Here is a 24665-nt window from a genome sequence, read left to right on the forward strand (position 1 = left end):
CGTCCCGCGCCGGCCCGATTCCCGTGGTGCCCCTGCCGGCACCGCCACGACAAGAAAAAAGTGCAGACACATGGACCGCCAGTTCACCCTGAAAGACCTCGTCCTGTTCGCCACCCTGGGCCTGCTCATCGTGCTGCTGCTCGTGGCCATGTACATGGTGGATCGGCAGTGGCTCAAGCTCGCTGCGATGGAGCACAGCCTGCAGGAGCAGGCCCAGGACATGCGTGCCCTGCGAGGCCAGCTGGGCGAGCTGGAACGGCGGATACGCAGCGGCGAGGTGGTCGCCGGCGCGACGGGGGAGACGACGGCAGCGCAGCAGGGTGACGCCTTCGATCGTGCCTATGCGGCCTCACGTCAGCCCGATTATGCCGAGGGCGACTGGGTGGTGACGGCCTTCGGTACCGGACTGCAGACCATCACCCCGCTGGTCTCTTCCGATGCCTATGCCTCCCAGGTGCAGTCCCACGTCCTGGAATCCCTGCTCACCCGCGACCCGCAGACCCTGGAATGGGTGGGGCTGCTCGCCAGGAGCTGGCAGGTCAGCGACGACGGCCTGGAGTTCACCTTCCAGATGCACCCCGAGGCCCGCTTCTCGGACGGCGAGCCGCTGACGGCGAACGATGTCGCCTTCACCTTTGCCTTCATCATGAACCCGAGGATCGCCGCCCCGCGCGAGCGCGCCTATTACAGCAAGATCGAGTCGGTCACGGCCACCGGCACGCACGAGGTGGTGTTCCGCTTCCGCGAGCCCTATTTCAACGCCCTGTCGCTGGCCGGCGGGCTGGCCGTGCTGCCGCAGCACTTCTATGCCCCCTATCTGGAAAACCCCGAGGCCTTCAACCAGTCCAAGGGGCTGCTGCTGGGCTCCGGCCCCTACCGCCTGGGCGACGCCCGTGGCTGGACGCCGGACCAGGGGCTGGTGGAGCTCGAGCGCAACCCGCGCTACTGGGGGCGGGTGCAGCCGCCCTACGAGCGGGTGATCTGGCGCATCATCGAAAACGACAGCGCGCGGCTCACGACCTTCCGCAACGGCGACATCGACACCTATTCGGCCCGCCCGCTGGAATACCGCCGTCTGCTGGACGATGCGGCCCTGAGCGCACGCGCCCGGCACTTCGAATACATGAGCCCGGTCTCGGGCTATTCCTACATCGCCTGGAACCAGGGCAGTGCCGAGCGGCCCTCGCCCTTCGCCGACCGGCGAGTGCGCGAGGCCATGACCTGGCTCACCGACCGCCAGCGCATCATCGACGAGGTGTTCCTGGGCTATGCCGAGGTGGCAGTGAGCCCCTTCAATCCGCGCAGCCGGCAGCACGATCCGGCACTCAAACCCCGCGGCTTCAGCATCGAGAAGGCGCGCGCCCTGCTGCGCGAGGCCGGCTACGACGACCGTGACGGCGACGGCGTGATCGAGGATGCCGAGGGCCGTCCCTTCCGCTTCGAGCTCACCTTCTTCCAGGACAGCGAGGACACCAAGCGCATGGTACTGCTGCTCAGGGACATCTACGCACGCGCCGGGGTGCTGCTCGAGCCGAAACCCACCGAGTGGTCGGTGATGATCGAGGCGATCCAGAAGCGCGACTTCGACGCCATCACCCTGGGCTGGACCAGCGGACTGGAGACCGACATCTACCAGATCTTCCACAGCAGCCAGATCGAGGGGCAGGCCGACAACTACGTCGGCTATCGCAACCCCGAGCTCGACCGGCTGATCGACCAGGCCCGCGCCACCGTGGACGAGGACGCGCGCATGCCCCTGTGGCAGGCCGCCGAACGCATCCTCCACGAGGATCAGCCCTATACCTTCCTGATGCGACGTCAGCAACTGCTGTTCGTCGATCGGCGCTTCAGCAACCTGGAGATCACGCGTATGGGGCTCAATTTCCAGATGCTGCCGGTCGAGACCTACGTGCCCGCCCCGGAGCAGAAGTACCCGCGCTAGGCCCAGCCCGTGTCCACCTATATCCTGCGCCGCCTGCTCCTGATGATCCCGACCCTGTTCGGGATCACCCTCGTCGTGTTCGTGGTCATGGCCGCCTCACCGGGCGGCATCAGTGCCCAGACCCTGATCGAGGGGCAGGGGCTGGAACCCGAGGCGCGCAAGGCGCTGGAGGACTACTACAACCGCCTCTACGGCCTGGACGACCCGGCGCCGCTGCAGTATCTGCGCTGGCTCAACAACGTCTCGCCGCTGGGCTTCGAGTTCGACGCCGAGGGACAGGTCGCCGGCTTCGGCCTCAAGGGCAGCGATCTCGGCACCAGCTTTCGCTACGGCAGGCCGGTCACCGACCTGCTGGCTGAGCGCATCCCCATCACCCTGCTGCTCAACGCCCTCACGGTGCCGCTGATCTACGTGATCGCCATCGCCGTGGGGGTGCGTGCCGCCACCCAGCGCGGCAAGGCCTTCGATGTGGGGTCCAGCGTGACCCTGCTGACGCTCTGGTCCATCCCCAGCATGCTGGCCGGGGTGCTGATGATCGGCTTCTTCGCCAGTGACCAGCACTGGCACTGGTTCCCCACGGCGGGGCTCAATCGGCGCGAGGCCCTGGACATGCCCTTCCTGCCTCACTGGGGCTCGCTGGCTGACGTGCTGCTGCTGTTCGTCTGCGCCGCGGTCGGCACCGCCGTCTTCCTGGCCGCCGCCCTGCGCCTGCCCGCCCGCTACCGGGCGCTGCTGATGGGAGGCGTGGGGCTTGCCGCCGGGGTGGCCATGGCCCGGGCACATGCCGGGGCCCCGGATGGCCTCTATCTCTTCCTGCCGCTGCTGCTCGGCGTCCTGGCCGCGGCCGTGGGCCATATGCAGTACGTCGGCATGCGCGTGGTGGCCATGGGCAGCATCGGCCTGCTGCTCGGCATCGGCCTGGCGGTCAGCCTCGGCGGTGGCGGTTTCGTGCCGGGTTTTCTGCTCGACCGCCTGTGGCACTTGGCCCTGCCGGTGGTTTGCCTGGCCTACGGCAGCTTCGCCTTCCTCGCCAAGCTCACCCGTACCGCCGTGCTGGAGAACCTGCTGGCCGATTATGCGCGCACCGCGCGGGCCAAGGGCGTACCCGAATCGCAGGTGCTGTGGCGGCACGTGTTCCGCAACAGCCTGTTGCCGCTGATCACGGTGTTCGCGAGCCTGTTGCCGGGGCTGCTGGCCGGCTCGGTCATCGTGGAGCAGATCTTCAGCATCGACGGTATGGGCAAGCTGGCCGTCGAGGCGGTGAAGACCCGCGATCGCGAGCTGGTGCTCTCCATCACGCTCATCAGTGGCCTGCTGACCCTGCTGGGCTATCTGATCGCCGACCTGCTGTACGCGGTGGCCGACCCGCGGGTGAGCTATGACTGACGTGGCCCGCATGCGCCAGCGCAGCTACTCGGCCCGCATCGCGCGCGAGGTGCTGGGGGCCTGGGGGGCGCGCATCGGCCTGGCCTGGATCCTGCTGCTGGCCGGTGTGGCGGTGTTCGCACCGTTCCTCGCCAGCAGCCATCCCTGGTTGCTGAGCCGTGAGGGCAGCATCCAGAGCCCGGTGCTCGCCCATCTCACCGCCGGTGACGTGATGCTGCTGACCGCCTTCCTCGCCATGCTGATCCTGTGGCGGCTGCACCTGGCACTCTACCGCAAGGGGCTCATCCTGCTCGCTGCCGTGCTGCTCGCCGGGCTGGCGGGCGGCGCCTGGCTCAAGCCGCCGCAGATCGTCATCTACGAACAATACCGCGAGGCCGAGCGCGCGGGGGTTTACGACTGGGTGCTGCACGCGCCCATCCCGTACTCGCCCAAGGACTACCTGCGCGATGTGGGACAGACCGGCCTGCAGGGCCCGCTGGCCCATGCGCAGCATCGCCACTGGATGGGCACGGAGGAGAATGGGGCCGACGTGCTCAGCCGCATGATCCATGCCTCGCGCATCGCGCTCGGCATCGGCTTCGTCGCCACCGGCATCGCCATGGTGCTGGGCGTGATCATCGGCGGGTTGATGGGCTACTTCTCTGGCATCGTCGACATCATCGGCATGCGCCTGGTGGAGATCTTCGAGGCCATACCGCAGCTCTTTCTGCTGCTCACCTTCGTCGCCTTCTTCGGCCGCAGCCTGTACATCATGATGGTGATCATCGGGCTCACGGCCTGGCCGGGCTATGCGCGCTATGTGCGTGCCGAGTACCTCAAGCTGCGTCGTCAGGACTATGTGCAGGCCGCCGTTGCCGCGGGCATCCCGCTCACCTCGGTGCTGTTTCGCCACATCCTGCCCAATGGCGTGGCCCCCATCCTGGTGGCGGCGAGCTTCGGCGTGGCCTCGGCCATCCTCGCCGAGGCGGTGCTGAGCTTCCTCGGCCTGGGCCTGGTGGACGATCCCTCCTGGGGGCAGATGCTCAGCCAGGCCGTGAAGTCCTCCACCTTCAACTGGTGGATGGCGCTGTTTCCGGGCGGGGCGATCTTCCTCACCGTGCTGGCCTACAACCTGATCGGCGAGTCGATGCGCGATGCCATCGACCCCTATCTGAAGAAGTCGAGGTGAGGCCGTGCTGCTGGAGGTGAAGGGGCTCAGGACCTGGCTGAAACGCGCCGACGGTGTCGTCAGGGCGGTGGACGACGTGAGCTTCTCCATCGCCCCGGGCGAGACCTACTGCCTGGTGGGCGAGTCGGGCAGTGGCAAGTCGGTGACGGCACTCTCCATCATCCAGCTGCTGCCGCAGGACATCGCCTCGCACCCCGGGGGCGAGATCTGGTTCGACTACCGCCACGATGACGGCCGGCGCGAGCGCATCGACCTGCTCCGGTCGGGCACGAGCGTGCGCAGTATCCGCGGCGGGCGCATCGGCATGATCTTCCAGGAGCCGATGACCTCGCTCAATCCGGTCTTCACGGTGGGTGAGCAGCTGGTCGAGGCCCTGCGTGTGCATTACCCGGGCATCGGCGCCGCCGAGGCCCGGGCGCGCGCCATCGATGCCCTGGCGCAGGTGCAGATCCCGGACCCCGCCAGCCGTATCGACGACTATCCCCACCAGCTCTCCGGCGGCCAGCGCCAGCGCGTGATGATCGCCATGGCCATGGCCTGCGAACCGGATCTGCTCATCGCCGACGAGCCCACCACGGCACTGGACGTCACCGTGCAGCGGGAGATCCTGCGCCTGATGCGCGATCTGCAGGCGCGGCGCGGCACCAGCATCCTGTTCATCACCCACGACTTCGGCGTGGTCTCGGAGATGGCCGACCGCGTGGGCGTGATGCGTCATGGCAAGCTGGTGGAGGAGGGGGCGGTGGACGAGCTGCTACGCCACCCGGCCCATCCCTACACGCGCCAGCTGCTGGCGGCCCTGCCGGAGAACCTCGAACGCAGGCCTTCTACCGCGGTCCTGCCCCTGGGCACACCGAAGGTCCCGGGGCCACTGCTCTCGATCCAGGACCTGGAGGTGCATTTTCCGGTGCGCAAGGGCCTGTTCCGCCGTGTGGTGGATCAGGTGCGCGCGGTGGACGGGGTGAGTCTCGATGTCCATCCCGGCCAGATCGTTGCCCTGGTGGGCGAATCGGGCTGTGGCAAAACGACCCTGGGGCGGGCAGTGTTGCGCCTGGAAGAACCCACGGCCGGTTCGGTGCGCTTCGACGGGCAGGCGGTGACGGGGCTGTCGCGCAAGGCGTTGCGACCGTACCGCCGCGCCATGCAGATCATCTTCCAGGACCCCATGTCCTCGCTCAATCCCCGGCTCAATATCGCCACGACCCTCACCGAGCCCATGAAGGTGCATGGCATCGGCGCCGACCAGGACGAGCGCATCGCCCGGGCCGAGGCGGTGCTGCGCCGCGTGCAGCTCGAGCCGGACTCGCTGTGGCGTTATCCCCACGAGTTCTCCGGCGGGCAGCGCCAGCGCATCGGCATCGCCCGCGCCCTGGTGCTGGAACCGCGCTTCATCGTCTGCGACGAGGTGACCAGTGCGCTGGACGTCTCGGTGCAGGCCGAGATCCTCGAGATCCTCCTCGGGCTGCGCGAGGAGCAGGGCCTGAGTATGCTCTTCATTACCCACGACATCGGCGTGGTGGAATATCTGAGCGACATCACGGCCGTGATGAAGGATGGCCGCATCGTGGAGATGGGGGCGACGGCGCAGGTCTGCGGGCGCCCGGTGCATGCCTACACACAGAAGCTGCTGGCTGCCGTGCCGCGGCTGGGCGACCGACTGGCTGGCTGACCGGGGCTGGCTGCTGCTACCCAAAACGCAGAAGGCGCCCCGGGGGCGCCTTCTGCATGATCGGGCTTTCGCGAACGGCTACTGCTCGATGAAGAATTCCATCTTCACGCCCGCCACCTCGATGATGTCGTGGTCCTTGAGCGGGTGGGCCTGCGAGCCGACGTCCTCGCCGTTGACCATGGGCCGGCGGTTGTCCGTGCCGCCCTCGACGTGGATCAGGAAGAAGCCCTGCGGGCGGCGCGTGATGGCGGCGACCTGCACGCCGGGCTTGCCCAGGGTGGTCAGCGCCTTGGTCAGTGCCAGCTCCTTGCCGGTGTTGGCGCCACTGAGGATCTGCAGCTTGGCGTTGTGCTCCGGCGGGGTCTCGCGTACGGCACGCGTGGCCTCCTCGTGTTCGGCCTTGAGCATGCCGACCGACTCGGCGGAGAGCTGCTGTTCACCCGGGTTACTCGGCATGCCGGCGGCATCCGGGCGGATGATCATGGTACGTTCGAAGTCCTCGTTGCCGCCCTTGCGTGCCGACAGCTCGTTGACGTACTTGAGCTGGTGCTTGCCAATGGCGATCACATCGCCATCGCTCAGGGCATGCTTCTTGATGGACTTGGAATTGACGTAGGTCCCGTTGGTGCTGTTCAGGTCCTCGAGAAAGGAATCATTGAGGATGGTGATGATCTGCGCATGGTGCCCACTGACGGCCAGGTTGTCGATCTGGATGTCATTATCGGGTTTGCGGCCGATGGTGATGCATTCCTTGTTGAGGGGATGCTCGCCGATGACCTTGTCACCCATTGTCAGAACAAGTTTCGCCATGATCGTTTGATTTTTTTGTGGTTCGGGGGTCGGTTACGAGAACCAGTTGGTGACCTTGTCCACCCAGCCGCGCTGTGCAGGGAAGGGTTTGATCGGCCGCGCCAGGATGACGGAGATGTTGTCCTTGCCGCCGTTCTTGTTGGCCAGCTCGATGAGCCGGTCAGCAACCTCCTCAAGGTTATCACCAAAAGTCTTGATCGTTAAGTAAATTTCCTCGTCGTCGACCATGTCGTTGAGACCGTCGGAGCAGAGCACGTAGATGTCGCCCGGCAGGGCCATCTCCTCCTTCACGTCTACCGCCACGGTCGGTTCGACGCCCAGTGCACGAGTCACCAGGTTCTTGTTCAGCGACTGGCGCGCCTCCTCGTCGGTGTAGAAACCGCGGTCGACCAGTTCCTGCAAAAGGGTGTGATCCACCGTTACCTGTCCGAGTTTGCCGTCACGATAACGATAGACGCGCGAGTCGCCGACATGTGCGACGGAGACCCGATTATCGTAAAAAATCACCAGCGCAACCGTGGTGCCCATGCCCTGGTACTGGGGCTGGCTCTGTGAAGTCTGGTGGATGGTCCGGTTGGCCTTGATGATGGAGTCGCGGGCGGCGATGCTCTCGCGGGTATAGCCGGTCTGTTCGTCCATCTCGCCTGGCGTCAGCCCGGGAACGGACTTGTGCAGCTCGTCGAGGATGGTGTTGACGGCGATGGCGCTGGCCACCTCGCCACCCTTGTAGCCGCCCATGCCGTCGGCCAGCACCACGGTACCGATCTCGATGTCCTCGCCGATGCTGTCTTCATTGTGCGAACGAACCCGTCCCGTGTCCGTACGGCCGACGATTTCGAGCTTGCCTTTCAGGTTCATCCCGCCCTGGCTCCGTTTTTTGTTTTCAGTGTAACGTTTTTAAACAGTTGCGAATATCCTGCGCCATCTCGGCGCCGGTCGCGTAGCGCCGGTCGCGGTCCTTCTGCAGGGCGCGGTCGATGATGGGCGGGATGCAGTCCGGCACGTCCGGCCGCAGCACTCGCACCGAGGGGTGGGCCTCGTTGGCGATCTTGTACATGAGGTTGGCCATGGAGTCGGCGATGAACGGCAGCCGGCCGGTGATGAGCTGGAAGCACATCACGCCCAGGGAGAAGAGGTCGGAACGTCCGTCCACGCGCTTGCCCGAGAGCTGTTCGGGCGACATGTAGGAGGGGGTGCCGAGCACCATCCCGCTACGGGTGCGGCTGGCGCCGGCCACGCGGGCGATGCCGAAGTCGGTGATCTTGATCTCGCCGGTCTCCGGCCGGTACATGATGTTGGCGGGCTTGAGGTCGCGGTGGATGACGTCGTTGGCGTGGGCGTAGGCCAGGGTGTCCGCGCAGCGCGCGATCAGGTCGAGCACGGTGGCCACCGGCAGCAGGTTGTTGCTGCGGGTGTAGGGGCCGAGGTTCTCGCCCTCCAGGTATTCCATGGCGATATAGGCAAGCTGGTGGGCCTCGCCGGCATCGTAGATGGTGACGATGTTCGGGTGATTGAGGCGGCCGGCGGTCTCGGCCTCGCGGAAGAAGCGGGCCTTCACGTCCTCGACCTCCTTGCTGTCGAAGTCCTGGCTGAGATCCAGGGTCTTGATGGCCACGGTGCGGCTGATCTTCGGGTCCTGGCCGAGGTAGACCGTGCCCATGGCGCCCTTGCCGATCTCCTTCAGCACCTCATAGCGCCCGAGCATGGGGCGGTCCTCGCCCTCGTTGATCAGGAAGCGACCGCTCTTGCTGAGCCTGGGACTCGGCGCCCCCTCGCCCTGCATGGCCTTGGCGTGGATCATGCGCTGCTGCAGGTCGCGGTAGTCCGAGTCGTAGCCCGTCATGTACTCGTAGACGCTGCGGGCACGGTCGAACTGGCCGCGCCGTTCGAAATCCACACCCAGGTTGTAGAGTACCTCCATCAGGCCGTCGTCCAGCGGCACCTCGCGCAAGCGGGCGAAGGCCTCGTCGAGCTTGCCCTTGCCCTGCAGGGCAAGGCCGTCGAGGCGCGAGCGCTCGGCCTGCTGTTCGCGGCGGGTGGTGTCGCGATGGGCCAGCAAGATGCGCTTGATCTCGATGGACAGGTGTCCGAGCAGCAACAGCACCACCGCCAGTGAGAAGGGGATCCAGAGCGAGAGGCCGGCCAGCAGCCAGGTCTGTGTGCCCAGCAGGACAAGCAGCAGGCCGAGTGTCAGCAGGGTGGCCATTGCCGCGCGCAGGCGGGGCAGCAGCAGGATCAGGTAGGCACCGATCAGGGCATAGGCGGCCAGGACGACCCAGTAGCCCCAGGCCGGGCGTACGTTGAAGTCCCGTTGTATCAGGTTGGAGACGAGGTGGGCGGTGCGTGTGACCAGCGGCATGTCCTGATCGGCGGCGGTGGGCGCTGGCTGCGCGTAGCGAGGCGCGGTGGCACCGATCAGCACGGTACGATCGCGGAAGCGCTCGGCGGGTACGCGGCCGTCAAGGACATCGACGAAGCTGTGGGTCTCGATGGCCCGTCCGCCCCGATAGGCCGGATGGATGGCCAGGTCCGGGCCGGTGCGATAGAAAACGGGACCCAGGTGCAGGCCGCGTCCCGGTTCCACCGTTACGTCGGCCGGGGTCAGGCCGAGCTCACGCAGGGCCAGCAGCAGGGCCAGTGACGGGTAGTAGCGGTCACCCCAGGCCGCGGCCAGGGGTTCCTGCTGGATCTCCTCGATGCGCCAGGGGGTGCCCGAGACATGACCGATACCGGCAGCGGCACGGCCCAGCCGGTCGAAAGGCAGGGCCGCCTCACGCAGGGAGGGGGCGGGCGGCCCGCTGAGCGGGGGGAGTGGTTCGGCCGGGCCCGCGGCCAGTGCCATGCGGGTGACGGTGCCCGGTAGCGGGCCGCGGTTGCCGTCGCCACCACCGCTCTCGCGGAACTCCATGGCCAGCAGGACGTTGCCAAGGCGCTCGATGCGGGCGGCGAGCCGGGCGTCGGCATCGAGGTAGTGGCGCATTTGCCGCAGGTAGTCGAGCAGGGCGCCGGCATCGGCGGCAGCCGCCCCGCCCAGGCTGGACTCGGCGAGGAAGCGGCGCAGGGCCGCGAGCTCCTCCGGACCCTGCGCACCCAGGCGGGACTCCAGTGCCTCGATGCGGGCGCCGAGTTCCACCACCTCCTGCGACAGGCCGGGTAGTGAAGAACGGTCGATGAAGGCGAGCAGGTCGACGACGATGTCTGCCCCCGGGTCGGCCTGGGGGCGCAGGAACAGGGGGACAAAGGCGATGCTGCGGGGTGGAGCGGCTTCCAGGGTGCGCAGCAGCTCGTTATAGCGGCTGCGTGGCCAGGGCCAGGGACCGAGGGCGTCGAGGCTGGGTTCGTCGATGGCGATGATGGCGACGCGATCGCTGGGCGGGGCGCTGGACAGCCGCACGCCCCAGTCGTAGGTGGACTGGTCCAGGGGGGCGAAAAACCCGTACTGCGCGAGTGCGAGGATCGCCACCGTCATGACCGCGCCAACGAACCAGTCGGCGGTCCAGAACGCCGTTTTCATGGGCGGCCCGTCCATCGTCGGGCGTGACCCCGTTTGCCAGCACGGTGTTTCATGCGCGTATCTTCGGCGTGGGCCAACGGCCGGTCCTGTCCGGCGAGGCGGGGCAGGGCACGCGGGGGCGGTCAGCCACTGAGGTCGGTGACGTCGACATAGAGGGTGAGGCGCTGCCCCGGGCGCAGCAGGTTGCCATCGATGCGGTTCCAGCGCTGGATGTCATCGACCCCGACACTGAAACGCTGGGCGATACGGTACAGCGAATCGCCCTGCCGCACGGCATAGCTGAGCCGGCGCAGGGTCTGGCCGGGTATCTTCCGGTCGAGGTCCGGCAGGCGCAGGCCGGCCTCCTGGTCGGGGACGGCGGCGTCCCGCACCCAGATGATGAGCCGGTCGCCGGCACGCAGGGTGTCGCGCGGAGCCATGCCGTTCCAGCGGGCCAGCTGCTCCACGCTCACCGCATAACGACGCGCGATGTCCCAGAAGCTGTCGCCCGGCTGTACCTCGTACTGGATGCGGCGACCCTCGCGTTCGACGTTCTGGATGGCGGCGCGACGCTGGTCGGCGGTCAGTGCATAGTCGCCGGTGGGTCGCTGTGCCACCGGCACCAGCAGATAGTCTCCGGCGCGGATGCTGGTCGAGCGCAGCTGGTTGGAACGCTTGATGACGGATACCGTGGTGTCGTAACGCTCGGCGATATGGCCCAGCGTCTCGCCGCTGCGGATGCGATGGCGTTGCCAGGTGACGAGTTGCTCGGCTGGCAGTTTTGCCAGGGCAGTGTGGAATTCGGTGGCGCGTTCGATGGGCAGCAGCAGGCTGTGTGGCCCGTTGGGGTCGGTGGCCCAGCGGTTGAAGGCCGGGTTGAGCAGGTAGATGTCATCCACCTCCATGCCGGCCAGTTCCGCGGCCACGGCGAGGTCCATCTGCCCGGGGAGGGGGACCACGGTGAGGTAGGGTTCGTCGGGGATCGGCCAGAGGTTCACGCCATGGTGTTCGGGGTCGGTGACCAGGGCCTTGAGCGCCAGCAGCTTGGGGACGTAGTTTTCCGTCTCGCGCGGCAGGTCCAGGTGCCAGAAGTCGGTGGGACGCCCGCGGGCCTCGTTACGGCGGATGGCACGGCGCACGTTGCCTTCACCGGCGTTGTAGGCGGCCAGGGCCAGCAGCCAGTCGCCGTCGAAGTACTTGTGCAGGTACTGCAGGTAGTCAAGTGCGGCTCGCGTCGACTCGACCACGTCACGGCGGCCGTCGTACCACCAGTTCTGCTTCAGGCCGAAGCGCCGGCCGGTGGCGGGGATGAACTGCCAGAGGCCCGCAGCCCGGCCATGGGAGTAGGCGTAGGGGATGTAGGCGCTCTCGACGATGGGCAGCAGGGCGAGCTCCGTCGGCATGTCGCGCTGTTCGAGTTCGTCGAGGATGAAATGCAGGTAGGGTTCCGAGCGGGCGCTGACACGCTCGATGAAGTCGATGCGGCAGCGATGCCAGTCCAGGTGGGACTGGACACGCAGCTCGTTGAGGCCGTCCTCCAGCTGGAAGCCGCGGCGCACCCGTGGCCAGATGTCCTGCGAGGCCTCGAAGGCGGTGAGCCCCGTGCCGCCCTCGACGTTCAGGTCGGGGAAGGGCGCCTGTTCCTCGGTCTCGGCGATCTGCGGGTCCAGTTCGCGGCTCTGTTCCGCGGCCGGGTTGGTGCTGGCGTCCGGCTGGCCGGCGGGCTGGCTGGCGCAGCCGGCGAGCAGTCCGGCCAGGAGGAGAAAAATGCTGATGCGTATCATGGTTGGCCGCTGTTGTTAACGTTTGGGCTTAGCTTATCCCGACTGACTCGACGGCAACAAGAGACGTGGCGCCCAGTTCGGGGCCTGACAGCAGGTCCCTCCATGGCGTTTCGTGAAGCAATGGCGCTATGCTTGGTGCTGATGAGGAGGGACTGACGGTTTAGTTGGCATGAGACGCAGACTCGGTATCCGGTGCCAGGGAGACTCACAGTCGGCTATGCACGGACTGCGGGCCTGGTATGCCGCCGATCCGGGGCAGGCCCTGCTCGATGGCCTGCAGCAGCACCTCGATGCCTGGGTGCCGGAACTCTTCGGCTACCACGCGCTGCAGATCGGCGACCTGGCACCGGGGCGTGACCTGCTGGCGGCGAGCCGGATCCGGCATCGGCTGATGATCGATCCGGTGCCTGGCCAGGGACGGGTCGCTGCACGGGCGGAGCGCCTGCCGGTGGCCGCAGAGACGGTAGACCTGGTGCTGCTGCCACACGGACTCGAGTTTTCACCGACCCCTCACGAGATCCTGCGCGAGATCGATCGCGTGCTGGTCCCGGAAGGGCACCTGATCCTCGCAGTCTTCAATCCGCTGAGCCTCTATGGCGGTCTGCGCCTGGCCCTGGGCTGGCGGGGACGCGCCCCCTGGTGTGGCCGTTTCTATGGGGCCTGGCGGGTGCGCGACTGGCTTTCACTGCTGGGGTTCGATACCCTGCGCTGCCAGTCCTACGGCTTCCGGCTTCCGTTGGGTGACAGGCAGCAGCTGCAGCTCATGGAGCGCCTTGGCGAACGCTGGACACCCTATCTCGGCGGTGTCTCGCTGATCCTGGCGCGCAAGCGGGTGGCCACGCTCACGCCCATTCGTCCCCGCTGGCGACCGGGCAAGGGGATCCTGCGCGGTGGCCTGACGCAGCCCACGCCCTGACCGGCCCGGCCGGCAACCAACCAACCCCTGGAATGCGTATCGATGCAAGATGTGGATATCTATACCGACGGCGCCTGCCGTGGCAATCCCGGCCCGGGAGGCTGGGGGGCAGTGCTGCGTGCCGGTGGTCACGAAAGGCTGCTGAAGGGGGCCGAGCCCGAGACCACCAACAACCGCATGGAGCTGATGGCGGCCATCCAGGCCCTGGAGACCCTCAAGCGCGGCTGCCGTGTGCAGCTCACCACGGATTCGCAGTACGTGCGCAACGGCATCACGCAGTGGATGGCCAACTGGAAGAAGCGCGGGTGGAAGACCGCGGACCGCAAGCCGGTGAAGAACCAGGACCTGTGGGAGCGTCTGGACAGCGCGGTCTCGCGCCACGAGGTCCATTGGCACTGGGTGAAGGGACATAGCGGCCATCCCGAGAACGAGATGGCGGATCGCCTGGCTAACGAGGCCATCGACGAGATGATGATGGCCAGCCCCTAGCAGCCGACGAGGAGCGACACCGAAATGAGACAGGTTGTACTCGATACCGAAACCACGGGTCTTGAGCACAAGCAGGGCCATCGCATCATCGAGATCGGCTGCGTGGAGGTGGATAGCCGCCGCCTGACCGGTCGCGATTACCATCAGTACCTGCAGCCCGATCGCGAGATCGACGAAGGCGCGATCGAGGTGCATGGCATCACCAACGAGTTTCTCGCCGACAAGCCGCGCATCGCGGACGTGATCGAGGACTTCCTCGACTTCGTGCGCGGCGCCGAGCTCATCATCCACAACGCCCCCTTCGACGTCGGCTTCATCAATGCCGAGCTCGAGCGGCTGGGGGCCGAGTGGGGGCGCATCGAAGACTACTGCACCATCACCGATACCCTGGCCATGGCCCGCCAGATGCACCCGGGGCAGCGCAACAGCCTGGATGCCCTGTGCAAGCGCTACGAGATCGACAACTCGCATCGACAGTTGCATGGCGCGCTGCTCGACGCCCGCATCCTGGCCGACGTCTACCTGAGCATGACGGGCGGACAGACGCTCCTGTCGCTGGGGGCGGAGGCCGAGTCGGGGCCGAGCGAGGTGGGGGGGATTCGTCGCCTGCCGGCCGATCGTCCGCGCCTGCGCGTGCTGCGGGCGAGCGATGCCGAGCGCGAGGCGCACGAGGCGCGCCTGGCCGCCATCGAGAAGGCGGCCGGCACCTGCCTGTGGAAGGACGCGTAGCCGGCGCGCTGCGGGTCAGTTGGCCTTCAGCAGGCGCTGCTTCTCGCGATTCCAGTCGCGTTCCTTCTCCACGGCACGCTTGTCGTGCTGTTTCTTGCCCTTGCCCACGCCGATCTCGAGCTTGGCGCGACCGCGCTTCCAGTAGAGCTTGAGCGGCACCACCGCATAGCCCTCGCGTTCCACCGCGCCGATCAGCTTGCTGATCTCGTGGGCGTGCAGCAGCAGCTTGCGCGTGCGCGTGGCATCCGGATGGACATGGGTGGAGGCGGAGAGCAGGGGCGAGATGTGTGCGCCGAACAGCCAGGCCTCGCCGTTCTTGATCAGCACGTAGCTCTCCTTGAGCTGCACGCGGCCATCGCGCAGGCTCTTCACCTCCCAGCCCTCCAGGGCCAGGCCGGCCTCGTAGGTGTCCTCGATGAAGTAGTCGTGGCGGGCCGTCTTGTTCAGCGCGATCACGCTGCCGGCATTCTGCGGTTTCTTGTCCTTTTTGCTCATGGGCGCATTATACGTGACTTCGTCATTGCGGCAGCAGGAAAAGCAGGTGTCGACTCCCGCATGCCACCATGCAAGTTGAGGCCTTATGCAAAATTCCCCAAAATGGCGACTGATTTTGCTCGAGGTCTGCGATGGCAGGCGATCATGACGGCGTGACCCCCGGTCCGCCAGGGGGGAATGACAGGCAATGAGCAGTCCACGCAGATCGATACACGGGCAGTGGTCCTCGCGGCTCGCCTTCGTGCTGGCGGCCACCGGTTCGGCCGTCGGGCTCGGCAACATCTGGAAGTTCCCCTACATCACCGGCGAGTATGGCGGCGGGGCCTTCGTGCTGGTGTACCTGCTGTGCATCGCCGTGATCGGTGTGCCCATCATGATCGCCGAGGTGCTGCGCGGCCGGCGTGGCCGGCAGAGCCCGATGAACACCATGCGCGATCTCGCGCACGAGGCCGGCCGCAACTCGATCTGGCGCTGGATCGGCTGGATGGGCGTGCTGGCCGGGTTCCTGATCCTCTCCTATTACAGCGTGGTGGCCGGCGTGGCACTGGGTTACACCGTGCGCGCCGGGCTCGGCAGCTTCGAGGCGGTGAGCAGTGCCGGCGCGCACGCACTCTTCAAGGAGTTCATCGGTGACCCCGAGCGCCTGCTGGCCTGGCATACCCTGTTCATGGTGATGACCATGGTGGTGGTCTCCCGCGGGGTGCGCTCCGGGCTCGAGCGCGCCGTGACCTTTCTCATGCCCGGCCTGTTCATCATCCTGGTGCTGCTGATCGGCTACGCCATGGCCCAGGGGCAGTTCATGGAGGGCCTGCGTTTCATGTTCGCGCCCGACTTCAGCAAGCTCTCCAGCGAGGCGGTGCTGGTGGCGATGGGGCACGCCTTCTTCACGCTCTCGCTGGGCATGGGCGCCATCATGATGTACGGCTCCTATCTCTCGTCGAAGACCTCCATCACCCGCGTGTGCATCACCGTGGCGGGACTGGACACGCTGGTGGCGCTGATGGCGGGCCTGGCGATCTTCCCCATCGTCTTCGCCAATGCCATGGACCCCGGCGCCGGCTTCGGGCTGGTATTCCTCAGCCTGCCCATCGCCTTCGGGCAGATGCCCATGGGCACCCTGTTTGCCACGCTGTTCTTTCTCCTACTGGTATTCGCGGCCTGGAGCTCGGCCATCTCGCTGATCGAGCCGGCGGTGGCCTGGCTGGTGGAGAACCATGGTATGGGGCGTGGCCGGGCGTCCGTACTGGTCGGTGGCATCGCCTGGGCGCTGGGCCTGGTGACGGTGCTGTCCTTCAACCACTGGGCCTTCGAGTTCCGCTTCGCCGGCCAGGTGAAGGAGACCGGCATGTTCGACGTGCTGGACATCCTCACCTCCAGCATCATGCTGCCGCTGGGCGGGCTGTTCATCGCCATCTTTGCCGGCTGGATCATGACCCGCAAATCGGTACGCGAGGAACTGCGGCTGGAAGACGGCCCGGGCTTCAAGCTGTGGTATGTGCTCGTGCGTTTCGTGGCGCCCATCGGTATCCTAGTGGTCTTCCTCAACCTGATAGGCCTGATCTGACAGCCCATGCCGACGATTAGTCGCAGCGCCCTGGTACCGTATTCGCCGCAGGACATGTACGCCCTGGTGGATGACATTCCTGCCTATCCGCAGTTCCTGCCCTGGTGCCGTCGCGCCGAGGAGGCGCATCGCGACGAGGACGAGGTGCAGGCCACCATCGAACTCGCCAAGGGCAGCCTCAACAAGGCCTTTACCACGCGCAACCGCCTGCAGCACGGCAAGATGATCGAGATGCGCCTGGTGGAGGGGCCGTTCAAGCACCTGGAGGGCTTCTGGCGTTTCGATGCCCTGGAAGGGGGCGAGGCCTGCAAGGTCTCGCTGGATCTGGACTTCGAGTTTTCCAACCGCCTGGTGGGGATGGCCATCGGTCCCATCTTCAACCAGGTGGCCAATACCCTGGTCGACGCCTTCGTCTCCCGTGCCCGCGAGGTCTACGGTGCCCGCTGAGCTGATGCCGGTGGAGGTCGCCTATGCGCGCCCGGACGAGCAGGTGATCATCGCCCTGGACGTGGAGCCTGGTACTACCGTGGAGGCGGCCATCAGGGCCTCGGGCATGCTCGAGCGCTTTGCCGAGATCGACCTGGCGCAGAACAAGGTCGGGATCTTCGGCAAGCTCACCAGGCTCAATACCGAACTGCGGCCGAAGGACCGGGTGGAGATCTATCGCGCCCTGATCGCCGATCCCAAGGAGGTGCGCAAGCAGCGCGCCGCCGCAGGCAAGCGCATGAAGAAGGGCGGGGGCGATCTCGCCGACGGGGAGAAGGGCGGGGACGACTAGCCGTCGTGTACCGCCGGCGGATCCTCAGCGCTGGATGCGCGCGACGCGATCGCCCTCGAAGTAGAGCGTGAGGTGACGCGATTCGGGCTCGCCATTGCCCGGCTTAAGGTAATAGACGTAGTCCCAGCGATCGGCATGGAAGGGGTCGGTGAGCATGGGCGAGCCGAGCAGGAAGGTGACCTGCTCGCGCGACATCCCCTCCCGTATCTTGGCGATATCCTCCGCCACCAGCGCATTGCCCTGTTGCACGTCGAGCTTGTGTACCGAGAAGAGCTCGCAGCCCGAGAGCAGGATGCTTGCCAGAATAATGGTAGAAATGAGAAGCTGTCGCATATCCATGAAGCGTCGTTAATCGGCGAACGGCAGATGATAATCGATTAGCGGCTGCGACGATATGGCCGCCCGGGGGCAGAGCATGGAAAGTCAGGACCTGAAGAAGGCGGGGCTCAAGGTTACCCTGCCGCGCATGAAGATTCTCGAGATCCTCGAGACGGCGGAGACCCATCACCTCACGGCCGAGGACATCTATCGCCAGCTGCTCGATGCCGGCGAGGAGATCGGTCTGGCGACGATTTATCGCGTGCTCACCCAGTTCGAGTCCGCCGGCCTGGTGACGCGGCATCACTTCGAGAGCGGGCAGGCCGTGTTCGAGATCGAGCGGGGCGCGCACCACGACCACATCGTCTGCACCCAGTGCGGCAAGGTGGAGGAATTCTTCGACGAGGTGATCGAGGACCGGCAGAAGGCGGTGGCGAAGGCGCATGGCTTCGAGATCGCCGACCACTCGCTCATCATCTACGGCAAGTGCGTCGACCCGAAGTGTCCGAATCGCTAGGCGTCAGGCGCGCTACGGGCTCAGCCCGTGCTGGCGCGCTGGATCATCTCCTCGGCATGCGCCAGGGTCTGGGCGGTGAGTTCCACGCCGCCCAGCATGCGCGCGATCTCCTCGATACGCCGTTCGTCCCGCAGGGTCTCGATGCGGGTCTGGGTGCTGTCGCGCCCCTTGCGCTTGGCCACCTGCAGGTGGTGATGGGCCTGCGCCGCCACCTGCGGCAGGTGGGTCACGCACAGGACCTGGCGATCCTTGCCAAGGCGGCGTAGCTGCCGGCCGACCACCTCGGCCACGGCCCCGCCGATGCCGGTATCCACCTCGTCGTAGATCAGCGTCGGCACGGATACGCTGCGTGCGGCGATCATCTGGATGGCCAGCGCGATGCGTGAGAGCTCCCCGCCGGAGGCCACCCTGGCCAGCGGCTGGATGGGCTGCCCGGGGTTGGCGCTGACCTGGAATTCGATCTCGTCCAGCCCGTGGCTGGCGTAATGTCCATCGTCGGGGCTCACGGCGATCTCGAAGTGCCCGCCTTCCATTCCGAGGCCCTGCATGGCCTCGGTCACACCCCGGTTCAACTCGCGCGCGGCCTTGATGCGGCTGGTGCGCAGCTTCTCCGCGACCTTGCGATACGCATCCTCGGCCGTCGCCAGGTCCCGCGCCAGGGCCTCGGCGTCGTAGCCTTCGCCGTCGAGCTCGGCGAGCTCCTCGGCCAGGCGCTGGTGATGCGCGCCCAGCTCCTCGGGGCGCACGCGGTGCTTGCGGGCGAGGTCGTGGATGAGACCGAGGCGTTCGTCGACGAAGGCCAGCCGCTCGGGGTCGAGATCCAGGGCGTCGGCGTAATGGCGCAGGGCATCGGCCGCCTCGCGCAGCTGGATCTGTGCACTGGTGACGAGCTCCAGCGGTTCCCTGAGGGCGGGATCGAGCTCGGCCGCCTCGGTCAGGGCATGCAGCTGATGGCCGAGCAGGGCGTGCAGCGACTGCTCGTCGGATTCGTAGAGCGCGGCATAGCCCTGTTCGGCGGTCTCCAGCAGCCGTCCGGCGTGGGCCAGTCGACCGTGCTCCTCGGCGAGCTGTTCGTATTCGTCGGCCCCGAGCTTGAGGGCGTCGAGTTCCTCCACCTGGAAACGCAGCAGCTCCACCCTGGCCTGCCGTTCGTCACCGGCCAGGGTGAGGGAGTCGAGGCGCTCGCGCAGCGTCTTCCAGCGGGAGAAGGCCTCGGCCACCTGCGAGCGCAGGGCGTCGTTGCCGGCATAGTCGTCCAGCAGGTCGCGCTGCAGTTCGCGACGCAGCAGCGACTGGTGTTCGTGCTGGCCGTGGATGTCGACCAGGTGGTTGCCCAGTTCGCGTACCAGCTGCAGGGTGGAGGGCGAGCCGTTGATGTAGATCTTGGAGCGGCCGTCGTGGGTGATCACGCGCCGCAGCAGGCATTCCTCGCCGGACTCCAGGTCGTTCTCCTCCAGCCAGTCACGCGCGGCTGGCAGGGCGCCCAGGTCGAAGCTCGCGCTGATCTCCGCCTTGGCGGCGCCATGGCGCACCACCGCGCTGTCGGCGCGGTCGCCCAGCACCAGGCCCAGCGCATCGACCACGATGGATTTGCCGGCACCGGTCTCGCCGGTGAGCGCGGTCATGCCGCCGGCCAGGTCGAGGTCCAGTTCGTCGATGATGGCGAAGTTGCGGATATGGATGTGCGTGAGCATGCGGCCTGTGTCCGGTGACGAATTCCTGCGGTCCGTTGCGCGCCAAGTATAAGCCCGCGCCCGGCGTTTGACAGGGGGTGCCGGCGGGATTTCTAGGGCTGCTCGCCCCAGCGCAGCTTGGCCCGCAGGATGTGGAAGTAGTCGTAGCCCCTGGGATGCAGCAGGCGCAGCGGGCCCTGCTTGCGACGGATGACGATGCGGTCGCGGGGCTCCAGGTCCATGCCGGCCTGGCCGTCGAAGGAGACCTGCGCCGGATCCTTGTTGTGGGCGCAGATACGCACCTCGATGTGGCTGTCGCCCCGGACCACGATGGGACGGTGGCTCAGCGTGTGCGGGCAGATGGGCACCAGCACGATGGCGTCCAGTCCCGGATGCAGGATGGGGCCGCCGCCCGACAGGGCATAGGCGGTGGAGCCGGTGGGAGTGGATACCACCATGCCGTCGGCCCGCTGGGTGTTGACGAACTGGCCGTCGATGAAGGTATCGAACTCGATCATGCGCACCACCTCGCGCACATGCACCACCACGTCATTGAGCGCCAGGGACTGGCCGATGCATGCCTCGTCTCGCCAGACCTCCGCCTCCAGCAGAAAGCGCGGGGCCTCGACGTAGTGTCCTTCCAGGATCTCGGCCAGGCGCGAACTCATCTCCTCGGGCGAGACGTCGACCAGGAAGCCCAGGCGCCCGAGGTTGATACCCAGCACCGGCACGCCGGAATCGGCCAGGGTGCGCCCGGCGTTGAGCAGGGTGCCGTCGCCGCCCACCACGATGGCAAGATCCGCTTCCCGCGCCAGCGCCTCACGGGAGAAGGTCTCGCCGGCCCCTTTGCCCAGCAGGGGCGTGGTACTCTCGTCCAGCAGCACACGCAGGCCGCGCGAGGTGAGCAGGTCCAGCAACGCCTGCAGGGTATCGGCGAGCTGCGGTCCGCTTTGCTTGGTGATCACGCCGATGGTCTGGAAGTCGGGCATAGTGCCTTGTTTTATGGTGGTTATTTGCGCCTCAAAGTAACACGTCACCCGGGGTGCGCCAACTGCCATGCAGCTTGACACTGCGACGGAGCGCTTGCGATGATTTCCCTTGGCACTCAGGGGAATAGAGTGCCAAAACCCTTGTCGAAGCGAGACGTCATGGCCAATCAGGAGTCGACCGTCAGCATGCTGTCCGAACGTGCCCAGCACCTGTTCAAGGCGCTGGTCGAGTCCTATATCGAGAACGGCCAGCCGGTCGGTTCGCGCACCCTGGCGCGTACCGCCGGTCTCAGCCTGAGCCCGGCCACCATACGCAACGTGATGGCCGACCTCGAGGACCTGGGCCTGATCGTCTCGCCACACACCTCGGCCGGGCGCGTGCCCACCGCCCGTGGCTATCGCCTGTTCGTCGACACGCTGCTGAGCGTGCGACCGCCGGATGGCCGCATACTGCACGAGCTCAGGACGCGTCTCGACCCCGACCAGGATGCCAAGGGCCTGGTGGAGTCCGCCTCCTCGCTGCTCTCCGCGGTCACGCAGATGGCCGGTGTGGTCACCGTGCCGCGGCGCGACCAGAGCGCGCTGCGCCAGATCGAGTTCCTGCCCCTGTCGGATCGCCGGGTGCTGGCCATCATGGTGATGAACGAGAAGGAGGTGCAGAACAAGATCCTGCACCTCGAGCGCGAGTACAGCGCCTCGGACCTGCAGCAGGCGGCCAACTACCTCAACGCCATGTTCGCGGGCAAGGGCGTGTCCGCCGTGCGCGACAGCCTGTTGCGCGAGCTGGACGCGGTGCGCGCGGACATGGATCGCATGATGCGCTCGGCCATCGAGCTCGGCGGCAAGGTCTTCGCCAGCGGGTCGGAGGCCGAGGATGACGGCTACGTGCTGGCCGGCGAGGCCAACCTGTTCGATTACCAGGAACTCTCCGACATCGAGAAGCTGCGCCAGCTCTTCGATGCCTTCCAGCAGAAGCGGGAGATCCTGCACCTGCTGGACAAGTCCATCAGCGCCGAGGGCGTGCAGATCTTCATCGGCCAGGAGGCCGGCTACAGCGTGCTGGACGACTGCAGTGTCATCTCCGCTCCCTACTCGGTGGACGGCCGTGTGCTGGGTGTACTGGGCGTGATCGGCCCCACGCGCATGGCCTACGAGCGCGTGATCCCCATCGTGGACGTGACCGCGAAACTGCTGGGCGCGGCCTTGAAGTCGCGCAACTAGCCCCCATACATAACCCGGATTTCCCCACGGTGCGACTCCAGGTGCGCGCCGGCAACGAACATTTACCTGTAGAAAAGGTTGGAGTTTTCGATGGCCGAGCAAGACAAACCCGAAACCGGCAAGCCCGAACCCGAAGCCACCGGCGACTTCGAATCCAGCGAGGCCCCTGCGCGGGAGGATGGCGAGATCGAGACGCTGCGCCAGGCAGTGGAAACCGAGCGCGCCCGGGCCGATGAGAACTGGGACAAGCTGCTGCGCACCCAGGCCGAGATGGACAACCTGCGAAAGCGCACCGAGCGCGAGCTGGAGAATGCCCACAAGTACGCGCTGGAGCGCTTTGCCGGCGAGCTGCTGGCGGTGCGCGACAGCCTGGAGATGGGTATCCAGGCCGCGGGCGATGCCGAGGCACAGCAGCTCAAGGAGGGGAGCGAGCTTACCCTGAAGCTGCTCACCCAGGTGATGGAGAAGTTCGGCATCCAGGCCGTGGACCCGGCCGGCGAGAAGTTCGATCCCGAGCGCCACCAGGCCATGTCCATGCAGGAGTCGGCCGAGGTGCCGCCCAATACCGTGGTGGCGGTGATGCAGAAGGGCTACATGCTCAATGATCGCCTGCTGCGCCCCGCCATGGTGATGGTCTCGAAGGCGCCGGCGGATTCCTGAGGGCAGGGCCTTGAAATCCGGCCATGCGGCCGCATCTTTCAGCACAGACGAATTTTCGGTTAACACGACTCGAAACGAATTGGAGTAACAGTCATGGGCAGAATCATCGGTATCGACCTGGGTACGACCAACAGCTGCGTTGCGGTCATGGAAGGTGGCACCCCCAAGGTCATCGAGAACAGCGAGGGTGATCGCACCACGCCGTCCATCGTCGCCTTCACGGAGGACGGCGAGGTCCTGGTCGGCCAGTCCGCGAAGCGCCAGGCGGTCACCAACCCCGCCAATACCCTGTTCGCCGTCAAGCGCCTGATCGGCCGCCGCTTCGAGGAAGACGCGGTACAGAAGGACATCAAGCTGGTGCCCTACCAGATCATCAAGGCCGACAACGGCGATGCCTGGGTGGAGGTCAAGGGCAAGAAGATGGCCCCGCCGGAGATCTCCGCACGCGTGCTGCAGAAGATGAAGAAGACGGCCGAGGACTACCTGGGTGAAGAGGTCACCGAGGCGGTGATCACCGTGCCGGCCTACTTCAACGACTCGCAGCGCCAGGCCACCAAGGATGCCGGCAAGATCGCCGGTCTCGAGGTCAAGCGCATCATCAACGAGCCCACCGCAGCGGCCCTGGCCTACGGCATGGACAAGAAGCGCGGCGACCGCAAGGTGGCCGTGTACGACCTGGGTGGCGGTACCTTCGACATCTCCATCATCGAGATCGCGGACCTGGACGGCGAGCACCAGTTCGAGGTGCTGTCCACCAACGGCGACACCTTCCTTGGTGGTGAAGACTTCGACATGCGCCTGATCGACTACCTGGCCGACACCTTCAAGAAGGACAGCGGCATCGATCTGCACAAGGATCCGCTGGCGCTGCAGCGTCTGAAGGAAGCGGCCGAGAAGGCCAAGATCGAGCTGTCCGCCAGCCAGCAGACCGATGTCAACCTGCCGTACATCACGGCCGACCAGACGGGCCCGAAGCACCTCAACATCAAGGTGACCCGTGCCAAGCTGGAATCGCTGGTTGAGGACCTGATCAAGCGCACTATCGAGCCCTGCAAGCTGGCGATCAAGGATGCCGGCCTGTCCGTGGGCGACATCGACGACGTCATCCTGGTCGGCGGCATGACCCGCATGCCCAAGGTGCAGGAGGCGGTGAAGGAATTCTTCGGCAAGGAGCCGCGCAAGGACGTGAACCCGGACGAGGCCGTGGCCGTGGGTGCGGCCATCCAGGGCGGCGTGCTGGGCGGCGAGGTGAAGGACGTGCTGCTGCTCGACGTCACCCCGCTGTCCCTGGGCATCGAGACCCTGGGGGGGGTGATGACCAAGCTCATCGAGCGCAACACCACCATCCCGACCAAGGCCAACCAGGTGTTCTCCACCGCCGAGGACAACCAGACCGCGGTGACCGTGCACGTGCTGCAGGGCGAGCGCGAGCGGGCGGTGGACAACAAGTCGCTGGGTCGCTTCGACCTCACCGATATCCCGCCGGCCCCGCGCGGCGTGCCGCAGATCGAGGTCACCTTCGACATCGACGCCAACGGCATTCTCAACGTGTCGGCCAAGGACAAGGCCACCGGCAAGGAACAGAAGATCACCATCAAGGCCTCCTCGGGCCTGTCGGACGAGGAAGTCGAAAAGATGGTGAAGGACGCCGAGGCGCATGCTGCCGAGGACAAGAAGTTCCACGAGCTGGTCTCGGCACGCAACCAGGCCGACAACCTGATCCACGCCACCGAGAAATCGCTGAAGGAGTTCGGCGACAAGGTGGGCGAGGACGAGAAGAAGGCCATCGAGGAGGCCGCCGAGGCCCTGCGCGAGGCCATGAAGGGCGACGACAAGGACGCCATCGAGGCCCGGACCCAGGCCCTGGCCGAGGCCTCCGGCAAGCTGGCCGAGAAGATGTATGCCGAGCAGGCCGCAGGCGAGGGTGCCGAGGGCGCGGCCGATGGCGAGCAGGCGGCTGGTGGCAAGGCCGACGATGATGTGGTCGACGCCGAGTTCGAGGAAGTCGACGACAAGAAGAAATAACCGGCCTACGGCCTTAGGGATGACGTGGCCGGGCGTCCC

At 66.4% G+C, this 24665-nt stretch carries 22 protein-coding genes; 14 read left to right on the plus strand and 8 right to left on the minus strand.

What is annotated here, in order from left to right:
• Positions 1-70 precede the first annotated feature (70 nt).
• The 4 genes from HUJ28_02970 to HUJ28_02985 are packed head-to-tail and all read left to right on the plus strand — an operon-like array spanning position 71 to position 6165.
• Entirely contained in the window at positions 71-1942 is a 1872-nt protein-coding gene (locus tag HUJ28_02970; protein ID MBD3618410.1) for an ABC transporter substrate-binding protein, read from the plus strand.
• Between the two features lie 9 nt (positions 1943-1951).
• Positions 1952-3328: an ABC transporter permease gene (locus HUJ28_02975; protein ID MBD3618411.1), complete on the plus strand. Its 1377-nt coding sequence runs from the start codon at positions 1952-1954 to the stop codon at positions 3326-3328.
• On the plus strand, positions 3321-4496 hold the full coding sequence (locus tag HUJ28_02980) for an ABC transporter permease (protein ID MBD3618412.1): 1176 nt from the start codon (positions 3321-3323) through the stop codon (positions 4494-4496). The genes HUJ28_02975 and HUJ28_02980 overlap by 8 nt, the downstream gene beginning before the upstream one ends.
• A 4-nt stretch (positions 4497-4500) precedes the next feature.
• The gene (locus HUJ28_02985) at positions 4501-6165 is read left to right on the plus strand and encodes an ABC transporter ATP-binding protein (protein ID MBD3618413.1); all 1665 of its coding nucleotides are present in this window, start codon (positions 4501-4503) and stop codon (positions 6163-6165) included.
• A gap of 78 nt (positions 6166-6243) precedes the next feature.
• Here HUJ28_02985 and HUJ28_02990 read toward each other — a convergent pair whose 3' ends face one another.
• The 4 genes from HUJ28_02990 to HUJ28_03005 all read right to left on the minus strand — a co-directional run bounded on the left by HUJ28_02990 (position 6244) and on the right by HUJ28_03005 (position 12252).
• A complete protein-coding gene (locus HUJ28_02990; GenBank protein ID MBD3618414.1) occupies positions 6244-6975 on the minus strand; it encodes an FHA domain-containing protein in 732 nt (243 codons plus the stop codon).
• 33 nt (positions 6976-7008) lie between these two features.
• Positions 7009-7833 carry a Stp1/IreP family PP2C-type Ser/Thr phosphatase gene (locus tag HUJ28_02995; protein MBD3618415.1) on the minus strand — a complete coding sequence of 275 codons (825 nt, stop codon included), beginning with the start codon at positions 7831-7833 and terminating at the stop codon, positions 7009-7011.
• 25 nt (positions 7834-7858) lie between these two features.
• Complete coding sequence (locus HUJ28_03000; GenBank protein ID MBD3618416.1) at positions 7859-10489, minus strand: CHASE2 domain-containing protein; 2631 nt, start codon at positions 10487-10489, stop codon at positions 7859-7861.
• Between the two features lie 122 nt (positions 10490-10611).
• Positions 10612-12252, minus strand: a complete 1641-nt coding sequence (locus HUJ28_03005; protein MBD3618417.1) for a LysM peptidoglycan-binding domain-containing protein — start codon at positions 12250-12252, stop codon at positions 10612-10614.
• Between the two features lie 217 nt (positions 12253-12469).
• Between HUJ28_03005 and HUJ28_03010 the strand changes: the two genes are divergently transcribed.
• Genes HUJ28_03010 through dnaQ form a run of 3 tightly spaced genes read left to right on the plus strand, consistent with a single transcriptional unit; the run spans position 12470 to position 14386 of the window.
• Positions 12470-13168: a methyltransferase domain-containing protein gene (locus HUJ28_03010; GenBank protein ID MBD3618418.1), complete on the plus strand. Its 699-nt coding sequence runs from the start codon at positions 12470-12472 to the stop codon at positions 13166-13168.
• Positions 13169-13210: 42 nt separating this feature from the next.
• On the plus strand, positions 13211-13657 hold the full coding sequence (gene rnhA / locus HUJ28_03015) for a ribonuclease HI (protein MBD3618419.1): 447 nt from the start codon (positions 13211-13213) through the stop codon (positions 13655-13657).
• 24 nt (positions 13658-13681) lie between these two features.
• Positions 13682-14386, plus strand: coding sequence for a DNA polymerase III subunit epsilon (dnaQ, locus tag HUJ28_03020; GenBank protein MBD3618420.1), 705 nt, complete (start codon positions 13682-13684; stop codon positions 14384-14386).
• Positions 14387-14401: 15 nt separating this feature from the next.
• Here dnaQ and smpB read toward each other — a convergent pair whose 3' ends face one another.
• Positions 14402-14881 carry an SsrA-binding protein SmpB gene (gene smpB, locus HUJ28_03025; protein MBD3618421.1) on the minus strand — a complete coding sequence of 160 codons (480 nt, stop codon included), beginning with the start codon at positions 14879-14881 and terminating at the stop codon, positions 14402-14404.
• A 187-nt stretch (positions 14882-15068) separates the two neighbouring features.
• Between smpB and HUJ28_03030 the strand changes: the two genes are divergently transcribed.
• From HUJ28_03030 to HUJ28_03040, 3 genes are read left to right on the plus strand one after another with little or no spacing between them, the layout of a single operon-like run.
• Positions 15069-16445, plus strand: a complete 1377-nt coding sequence (locus HUJ28_03030; protein MBD3618422.1) for a sodium-dependent transporter — start codon at positions 15069-15071, stop codon at positions 16443-16445.
• Positions 16446-16451: 6 nt separating this feature from the next.
• Complete coding sequence (locus HUJ28_03035) at positions 16452-16892, plus strand: type II toxin-antitoxin system RatA family toxin (protein ID MBD3618423.1); 441 nt, start codon at positions 16452-16454, stop codon at positions 16890-16892.
• 4 nt (positions 16893-16896) lie between these two features.
• Entirely contained in the window at positions 16897-17223 is a 327-nt protein-coding gene (locus HUJ28_03040) for an RnfH family protein (protein MBD3618424.1), read from the plus strand.
• Positions 17224-17247: 24 nt separating this feature from the next.
• Here HUJ28_03040 and HUJ28_03045 read toward each other — a convergent pair whose 3' ends face one another.
• Positions 17248-17556 (minus strand): outer membrane protein assembly factor BamE, encoded by a 309-nt coding sequence (locus HUJ28_03045; protein MBD3618425.1) that lies wholly within the window; start codon positions 17554-17556, stop codon positions 17248-17250.
• An 82-nt stretch (positions 17557-17638) separates the two neighbouring features.
• Between HUJ28_03045 and fur the strand changes: the two genes are divergently transcribed.
• Positions 17639-18058: a ferric iron uptake transcriptional regulator gene (fur, locus tag HUJ28_03050; protein MBD3618426.1), complete on the plus strand. Its 420-nt coding sequence runs from the start codon at positions 17639-17641 to the stop codon at positions 18056-18058.
• A gap of 20 nt (positions 18059-18078) precedes the next feature.
• On the opposite strand, the gene recN is transcribed toward fur, so the two are convergent.
• Together recN and HUJ28_03060 are read right to left on the minus strand one after the other, a co-directional pair.
• A complete protein-coding gene (gene recN / locus HUJ28_03055; GenBank protein MBD3618427.1) occupies positions 18079-19752 on the minus strand; it encodes a DNA repair protein RecN in 1674 nt (557 codons plus the stop codon).
• Between the two features lie 92 nt (positions 19753-19844).
• Positions 19845-20720 carry an NAD(+) kinase gene (locus HUJ28_03060; GenBank protein MBD3618428.1) on the minus strand — a complete coding sequence of 292 codons (876 nt, stop codon included), beginning with the start codon at positions 20718-20720 and terminating at the stop codon, positions 19845-19847.
• A 159-nt stretch (positions 20721-20879) separates the two neighbouring features.
• Here HUJ28_03060 and hrcA point away from each other — a divergent pair, with 159 nt between their 5' ends.
• From hrcA to dnaK, 3 genes are all read left to right on the plus strand, one after another.
• Positions 20880-21941, plus strand: a complete 1062-nt coding sequence (gene hrcA / locus HUJ28_03065; protein MBD3618429.1) for a heat-inducible transcriptional repressor HrcA — start codon at positions 20880-20882, stop codon at positions 21939-21941.
• A 90-nt stretch (positions 21942-22031) separates the two neighbouring features.
• The gene (grpE, locus tag HUJ28_03070; protein MBD3618430.1) at positions 22032-22601 is read left to right on the plus strand and encodes a nucleotide exchange factor GrpE; all 570 of its coding nucleotides are present in this window, start codon (positions 22032-22034) and stop codon (positions 22599-22601) included.
• A 93-nt stretch (positions 22602-22694) separates the two neighbouring features.
• Positions 22695-24626, plus strand: a complete 1932-nt coding sequence (dnaK, locus tag HUJ28_03075) for a molecular chaperone DnaK (GenBank protein MBD3618431.1) — start codon at positions 22695-22697, stop codon at positions 24624-24626.
• Positions 24627-24665: the final 39 nt, after the last annotated feature.

The organism is Chromatiales bacterium, from assembly GCA_014762505.1.
Classification (GTDB): Bacteria; Pseudomonadota; Gammaproteobacteria; order SpSt-1174; family SpSt-1174; genus SpSt-1174.

Bases quoted from the DNA above. Each gene is read 5' to 3' on its own strand.
- HUJ28_02970 (MBD3618410.1), top strand. From the start codon at position 71: ATGGACCGCCAGTTCACCCTGAAAGACCTCGTCCTGTTCGCCACCCTG.
- HUJ28_02980 (MBD3618412.1), top strand. From the start codon at position 3,321: ATGACTGACGTGGCCCGCATGCGCCAGCGCAGCTACTCGGCCCGCATC.
- HUJ28_02990 (MBD3618414.1), bottom strand. From the start codon at position 6,975: ATGGCGAAACTTGTTCTGACAATGGGTGACAAGGTCATCGGCGAGCAT.
- HUJ28_02995 (MBD3618415.1), bottom strand. From the start codon at position 7,833: ATGAACCTGAAAGGCAAGCTCGAAATCGTCGGCCGTACGGACACGGGA.
- HUJ28_03000 (MBD3618416.1), bottom strand. From the start codon at position 10,489: ATGAAAACGGCGTTCTGGACCGCCGACTGGTTCGTTGGCGCGGTCATG.
- HUJ28_03005 (MBD3618417.1), bottom strand. From the start codon at position 12,252: ATGATACGCATCAGCATTTTTCTCCTCCTGGCCGGACTGCTCGCCGGC.
- HUJ28_03010 (MBD3618418.1), top strand. From the start codon at position 12,470: ATGCACGGACTGCGGGCCTGGTATGCCGCCGATCCGGGGCAGGCCCTG.
- rnhA (MBD3618419.1), top strand. From the start codon at position 13,211: ATGCAAGATGTGGATATCTATACCGACGGCGCCTGCCGTGGCAATCCC.
- dnaQ (MBD3618420.1), top strand. From the start codon at position 13,682: ATGAGACAGGTTGTACTCGATACCGAAACCACGGGTCTTGAGCACAAG.
- smpB (MBD3618421.1), bottom strand. From the start codon at position 14,881: ATGAGCAAAAAGGACAAGAAACCGCAGAATGCCGGCAGCGTGATCGCG.
- HUJ28_03030 (MBD3618422.1), top strand. From the start codon at position 15,069: ATGAGCAGTCCACGCAGATCGATACACGGGCAGTGGTCCTCGCGGCTC.
- HUJ28_03035 (MBD3618423.1), top strand. From the start codon at position 16,452: ATGCCGACGATTAGTCGCAGCGCCCTGGTACCGTATTCGCCGCAGGAC.
- HUJ28_03040 (MBD3618424.1), top strand. From the start codon at position 16,897: ATGCCGGTGGAGGTCGCCTATGCGCGCCCGGACGAGCAGGTGATCATC.
- HUJ28_03045 (MBD3618425.1), bottom strand. From the start codon at position 17,556: ATGCGACAGCTTCTCATTTCTACCATTATTCTGGCAAGCATCCTGCTC.
- fur (MBD3618426.1), top strand. From the start codon at position 17,639: ATGGAAAGTCAGGACCTGAAGAAGGCGGGGCTCAAGGTTACCCTGCCG.
- recN (MBD3618427.1), bottom strand. From the start codon at position 19,752: ATGCTCACGCACATCCATATCCGCAACTTCGCCATCATCGACGAACTG.
- HUJ28_03060 (MBD3618428.1), bottom strand. From the start codon at position 20,720: ATGCCCGACTTCCAGACCATCGGCGTGATCACCAAGCAAAGCGGACCG.
- hrcA (MBD3618429.1), top strand. From the start codon at position 20,880: ATGGCCAATCAGGAGTCGACCGTCAGCATGCTGTCCGAACGTGCCCAG.
- grpE (MBD3618430.1), top strand. From the start codon at position 22,032: ATGGCCGAGCAAGACAAACCCGAAACCGGCAAGCCCGAACCCGAAGCC.
- dnaK (MBD3618431.1), top strand. From the start codon at position 22,695: ATGGGCAGAATCATCGGTATCGACCTGGGTACGACCAACAGCTGCGTT.